Source organism: uncultured Campylobacter sp., from assembly GCF_938030815.1.
GTDB lineage: Bacteria > Campylobacterota > Campylobacteria > Campylobacterales > Campylobacteraceae > Campylobacter_B.
In genome coordinates this window covers 1-2266 of sequence record NZ_CALHII010000015.1, presented here as the reverse complement: position 1 = coordinate 2266, position 2266 = coordinate 1, and the positions used below count along the sequence as shown (strand labels likewise).

Sequence of the window (2266 nt, the reverse complement as noted above, 5' to 3'; positions counted from 1 at the left end):
GAGCAGGACGGCACCTCGCATAACTTCGGCATTGAGCTTAAACACTGGGGCGGCATTAGCGGCAGCCGCGGCACGAAGCTTCCGGAGTTTATGAGCGAGGAGGAGCTGAAGCGGTTTTTGGACGCGATAAATCTAAGCGAGTTTCCCTCCTTTGCTCACCGCAACCGCCTGATCGTAAAAATCATCGTCTACACCGGCATCCGCGTGGGCGAGGCGATAAATTTAAAGCGCAAAGATATCGCGCCCGAGGGCGATCTTTTCGTCATCCGAATCCGCGGCAAGGGCAACAAATACCGCATCGTAATGATCAAGCGACACCTGATCGAGGAGCATCTAAACGCGCTGGAGACGAACTTTGCCAACAAAGAGGGCTATCTTTTCGTCACCAAAAATGGCGCACCGCTTACCCAGGCCTACGTCAGCGGCATCGTGGAGAAAATTTTAATGAGCGCGGGCATCCGCAAGGAAAAAAACGGCGCCCACATGCTGCGCCACACCTTCGCGACGATGCTTTACAAAAAGCAAAAGGACCTCGTGCTCGTCCAAGAAGCCCTCGGTCACGCGAGCCTAAATACTTCGCGCATCTACACCCACTTTGACAGCGATAAACTGCGCCTTGCGGCGAAAGTCGCGGAGGAATTCGAGGAGTGAAATTTTAAAATTTGAGATGGCGCGAGGCTTGCTTGAGCGAGATTTTTTAAATCTCGTTTTGATGCGACTTTGAAATCATTCTTATGGAAATTATTTCACAAAAGTTTTGGAATTTTATTTTGAAAAATTCTGAAATTTGTTTTTCATACTCGCATAACAAAACCTAAAAATTTTACCCTGCGAGCTTTAGAATTTAACTTGGCAAAATTTTAAATTAACGCGCGAGCCTTAGAGCTTGATTGCAAAAAATTTAAAATTTTACTCTTTTGGAGTATAGAATAATTTTACTTTTTAGGTTTTCTCATGTAATTTTGCCTAAAATTCCAGATAAATTTAGTGCAAAATTTCATTTAAATTTTGACGATACGGGATTTCATCCGAGGATTTTATAAGCAAAAGATAAACGGCATATTAAGAGGTAGCGGATATAAAATTTATCTGCAAATTCTGCAAGGATGGAATTCCTAATTTAAAATTTAAACTCTCAAAATTTTATAGTTTGATTTACTTCCAAATTCTTATCGCACCGAATTCTCCTTAAAATTTAAAGACGCAAAAGATTGCCACCAAAGTTTGCTACGAAATTTACCGGCGCGAAGCTTGCTTCGTAAACAGCGCAGGAATCATATAGAAATTTCTAATAAAATTTAAAGAGATAAAATCATCGGCATGATTTATTTTAGATTTATTTTACGACAGAAATCCCGCTCTTGCGAGCAGGATTTCATTTCTTAGGGGGATAAGAAAAGGAGTTTAGGCTAAATAAATTTAGCCCGAGATTTCGTCTAGCCACGGAGTCCGCAGCAAAAAGGAGCAAAAAGACGAAATCTCGCGCAAAATTTTAAGCCAAGATTTAAGCGATCGGCTCGCGACAATAAACGAGATTTGCGACGGCTTCGAAAGCTATCGCAAAAACGCTGTGCCGCAAGCATCAAATCAGACAAGCCTTTGTTTTTTGAAATACTCACGCGGAGCCTTGCAGAGCGGACAGGCGCCAGGAGCTTTCTTTCCGCGATGAACGTGACCGCAGACCTCGCACACCCAAACTTCCTCGTCGAAGCTCTCGAAAAAGCCCTCTTCTAGCAGAATCTTTTGAAGCTCGTTGTATTCGCGCTCGTGCTCCTCCTCGACCTTGCCAATAGCGTTAAAAAGGCGCGCAACCTCTTTTTTACCCTCTTCGGTCGCGATTTTAGCAAAGCTCGGATACATGCTCTCGTGCTCGTAGCGCTCGCCGGCGGCGGCATCAAGCAGATTTTTATCCATCTTATCAAGCGGGATACCCGCAGCCGCGTGATGCGCCTTTAGCTCGGCTCTGGCGTGCCATTTTTCGTTTTCGGCAGCCTCGTAAAAATGTCGCGCGATGGCGTGAAAGCCCGCCTCTTTGGCCAAATCGCCGTAAAGATCGTATTTGTTGCGCGCCTGAGACTCGCCTGCGAATGCCTTCATTAAATTTACCTGAGTCAGATCTTCGGTGATACATTTCATCGGCTCGCCGCAGCAGCTAAGCGCGCCGCCGCCTACTTTTTGCACCTCGACCTCCGCGCCGCATTTGTCGCATCTGTAAGTTTCGTACTGTCTCATTTTAATTCCCTATCAAAATTTTTGGGGAATGATA

General features: G+C 45.1%; 2 protein-coding genes. One reads left to right on the top strand and one right to left on the bottom strand.

Annotation, left to right across the window (positions count from 1 at the left end):
• Positions 1-651: tyrosine-type recombinase/integrase (locus Q0277_RS00395; RefSeq protein WP_297994359.1), on the top strand; the 651-nt coding region annotated here is incomplete at its 5' end.
• Between the two features lie 936 nt (positions 652-1587).
• Here the strand turns inward: Q0277_RS00395 and Q0277_RS00390 are convergent.
• Positions 1588-2232: a ferritin family protein gene (locus Q0277_RS00390; protein ID WP_297905172.1), complete on the bottom strand. Its 645-nt coding sequence runs from the start codon at positions 2230-2232 to the stop codon at positions 1588-1590.
• Between the last annotated feature and the right edge of the window lie 34 nt (positions 2233-2266).

Coding starts and splice junctions, on each gene's coding strand:
- Q0277_RS00390 (WP_297905172.1), bottom strand. CDS start 2,232: ATGAGACAGTACGAAACTTACAGATGCGACAAATGCGGCGCGGAGGTC.